A 3613-nucleotide genomic window follows, 5' to 3' on the forward strand; every position below is an offset into this window, starting at 1 on the left:
ACGGATCCGCACCGCGCGCGCTCGTGCTCGGCGCGACCGGATACATCGGCGGTCGGCTGACGCCGCGCCTGCTGAACGCGGGGTACCGGGTGCGGGTGCTGGCACGGGATGCCGCGCGTGCGGCGTCGTTCCCCTGGGGGGCGGACTGCGAGATCGTCGAGGGCTCGGCAGACGATGCGGATGCCGTCGCCGAAGCCATGGACGACGTCGATGTCGTGTACTACCTGATCCACTCGATGTCGGCGGGCAAGGGCTTCGAGGAGAGCGATGAGCGTGCGGCGCAGACGGTCGCCGCTGCCGCGGCACACGCGGGCGTGCATCGCATCGTCTACCTCGGTGGGCTGCATCCGAACGACGCGAAGCTCTCGCCGCACCTGCGTTCGCGTGTGTATGTGGGCGAGATCTTCCTGCGGTCGGGCGTGCCGACCCTCGTGCTGCAGGCCGGAGTCGTGATCGGATCGGGGTCGGCATCGTTCGAGATGATCCGCCACCTCACCGACGTGCTGCCCTACATGCCGGCGCCGAAATGGGTGCGCAATCGCATCCAGCCGATCGCCGTGCGCGATGTGCTGCACTACCTGCTCGGGGCGGCGCGAGTCGACGCCGATGTGAACCGCGCCGTCGACATCGGGGGCCCCGACGTGCTGCGTTACGGCCAGATGATGAACGGCTATGCGGTCGAGGCGGGACTCCGCCAGCGCGCGATCGCCGCCCTCCCGGTGCTGACGCCCGGGCTCGCCTCGCACTGGGTCAACCTGGTGACCCCGGTGCCGCGCTCGATCGCGCGCCCTCTCGTGGCGTCGCTGCAGAACGAGTGCATCATGAAGGACCACGAGGTCGACGAGCTCATCCCCCGCCCCGAGAACGGCCTGACACCCTACCGACGCGCTGTGGACCTCGCGCTCGGTCGGGTGCGCGGCGACACCATCGAGACCAGCTGGCAGGATTCTGAGGTCTCCGGAGCGCCCAGCGACCCGCTGCCGAGCGACCCGGAGTGGGCCGGACGCACGGTGTTCACCGACTCCCGTTCCGTGACAACCAGCGCCTCAACCGACGAGCTGTGGCGCGTGATCCTCGGCATCGGCGGGGAGAACGGCTGGTACTCCTCGCCGCTGCTCTGGGCCGTGCGCGGGTGGATGGACCGCATCGTCGGCGGTGTCGGACTCCGCCGCGGCCGCCGCAATCGCACGGCCGCGCGCGTCGGCGATGCGATCGACTTCTGGCGCGTCGAGGCCGTGGAGACGGCGGATGCCGGTTCGCTGCTGCGCCTGCGCGCCGAGGTGAAGGTCCCTGGCGAGGCATGGCTCGAACTGCGCGCCCTTCCCGACGAAGAAGGCGCCCGCTACGAGCAGCGCGCGATCTTCTTCCCCCGCGGGCTGACCGGACGGCTGTACTGGCTCGCCGTGCTCCCGTTCCACGGGGCGATCTTCGCCGGCATGGCCGCGCGCATCACCGCCACCGCGGAAGCGGCGAAGGCGAAGTAGCGCTCAGTCGGCGCGAGGACGCTCCGGAGCATCTGCCGCATCCGGTGCGACGGGGCCGTCCTCCAGAGCCGCATCGACCACCGCATCCACGTCGGCCGGCGGGATGATGTCGATCGCCTCGGTCGCCGCTTCGTACACCTCGGCGAGCGAGTCGTCGACGGTCGACTCGTCGATCCAGTCGAGGTCGTCCTCGGAGTGGTCGTACTCGACCGCCACGAGGGCGAAGTCGTCGCCATACTCCTCGAGCCCTGCCATGACGCTGTGCCGCACCGCGGCCTTGGCGTAGCGCTCGCGAAGGATCAGCGGATCACGCCGCAGGTCCTTCATGAAGGCGACCATCATGAACGCCATGATGATCGCGAACGGCAGCGCGGCGATGATGGTCACGTTCTGCAGAGACTTCAGCCCGCTCCCCTCCTCGCCGGTGACGAGCAGCACGGCGGCGATCACGCCGACGAGCGATCCCCAGACGATCGTCACCCAGCGGGTCGGCTCGGGTCGCCCCTGCTGCGACAGGGTGCCCATCACGAGGGACGACGAATCCGCACCGGTGATGAAGAAGATCGAGATGAGCAGGATGAGCAGCACGCTCGTGATCAGCGGGAACGGCAGGTTCTCCAGCACACCGAAGAGCACTTCCTCCGGGGGGTCCACCGTGAGCCCCGCTCCATCCATCTGCTGCTGGATGGCTGTCGAGCCGAAGATCGCGAACCAGACGAGGGAGATGGCCGAGGGGACGAGGATCACGACCGACACGAACTGACGGAGCGTCCGTCCGCGTGAGATCTTCGCGATGAACATGCCCACGAACGGAGACCATGAGATCCACCAGGCCCAGTAGAAGATGGTCCAGCTCGACAGGAAGGCCTGAGCTTCCTCACCCTGTGATGCCGAGCGTGCGATCATCTGCGGCAGATCGCCGACGAACTGCACCGCGATGGAGGGGATGATGTTCAGGATGAGCATCGTCGGGCCGACGAAGAACACGAAGAAGGCGAGCACGAGCGCCATCACCGCATTGATGTTCGACAGCGCACGGATGCCCTTGGAGACTCCCGAGACCGCCGACGCGATGAAGCACGCCGTGAGCAACGCGATGACAGCGATCAGCACACCGTTTCCGAGCTCGCCGATGCCACTGACCAGCTCGACGCCGTGCCCGATCTGCAGAGCGCCGAGACCGAGCGAGGCGGCGGTACCGAACAGCGTGACGATGATCGCGAACACGTCGATCGTGCGACCGAGAGGCCCGGCCGTGCGCCCCTCGCCGAGCAACGGCGCGAAGATCGAGGAGATGAGCGGGGTGCGACCGCGGCGGAACGCCCCATACGCGATGGCGCCGCCGACCAGGGCATAGAACGCCCATGCCTGCGGACCCCAGTGGTAGAGCACCTGCGCCTGAGCCGTGTGCATGGCCTCGAGGGTGTTCGCCTCGACGGTGCCGGGCGGCGGGCTCTCGAAGAACGTCAGCGGCTCAGCCGCGCCCCAAAAGACGAGTCCAATGCCCATGCCCGCGGCGAAGAGCATCGAGATCCAGGAGAACATCGAGAACTCGGGCTCTTCGTCGTCGCGGCCGAGGGGGATGCGACCGTATCGGCTGAAGCCGACGAAGAGCATGAACACCAACACGATCGTGGCGATGGTGGTGAAGAAGAAACCGAAGTACTCCACGACCCAGCCGAGAACCGCAGAGGTGGTGCCGGAGAGGTTGTCGCCGGCGAAGATACCCCAGGCGATGAAGGAGACGACGAGGGTGACCGCGACTCCGAACACGAGCGGGTCGGTGCGGTAGGTGCGTCCGGTCTCCTCGACCGAGACGCCGGGCACGAGGGCCGGGTGCACACTGCGCGGGGGGACGGCGGCGATGTCGCGGACGATCTTCCTCGCCGTCGCGGTGGCCTTGGTCGGGAGGCGGTTCGCGCCTGTGCCGACCGCATCTGTGCGAGGACGCGGAGGTGTGTGTCCTGCGGAGCGATCGTCGGGCTTCTCGTCAGGGGTCTCCATGGCATCCCATCCTGTCATGCGAGCCGTGGGCCCGCGAAGCTGAGGACCGGGACCATCGGCCCGATCCGCCGCGTATCGGGGAACGCCGCGGCGACCCGATGCCGCGTGGTGCGGGTTTCCCGGGC

General features: G+C 68.2%; 2 protein-coding genes. One reads left to right on the forward strand and one right to left on the reverse strand.

Annotated elements, in window-relative coordinates; all coding sequences use genetic code 11:
- Positions 1-1484: SDR family oxidoreductase (locus KZA10_RS09815; RefSeq protein ID WP_218682770.1), on the forward strand; the 1484-nt coding region annotated here is incomplete at its 5' end.
- Positions 1485-1487: 3 nt separating this feature from the next.
- Here the strand turns inward: KZA10_RS09815 and KZA10_RS09820 are convergent.
- Complete coding sequence (locus KZA10_RS09820; RefSeq protein ID WP_151486718.1) at positions 1488-3488, reverse strand: BCCT family transporter; 2001 nt, start codon at positions 3486-3488, stop codon at positions 1488-1490.
- Positions 3489-3613: the final 125 nt, after the last annotated feature.

Origin of the sequence: Microbacterium sp. BF1, from assembly GCF_019279095.1 — a bacterium.
Taxonomy (GTDB): domain Bacteria; phylum Actinomycetota; class Actinomycetes; order Actinomycetales; family Microbacteriaceae; genus Microbacterium; species Microbacterium maritypicum.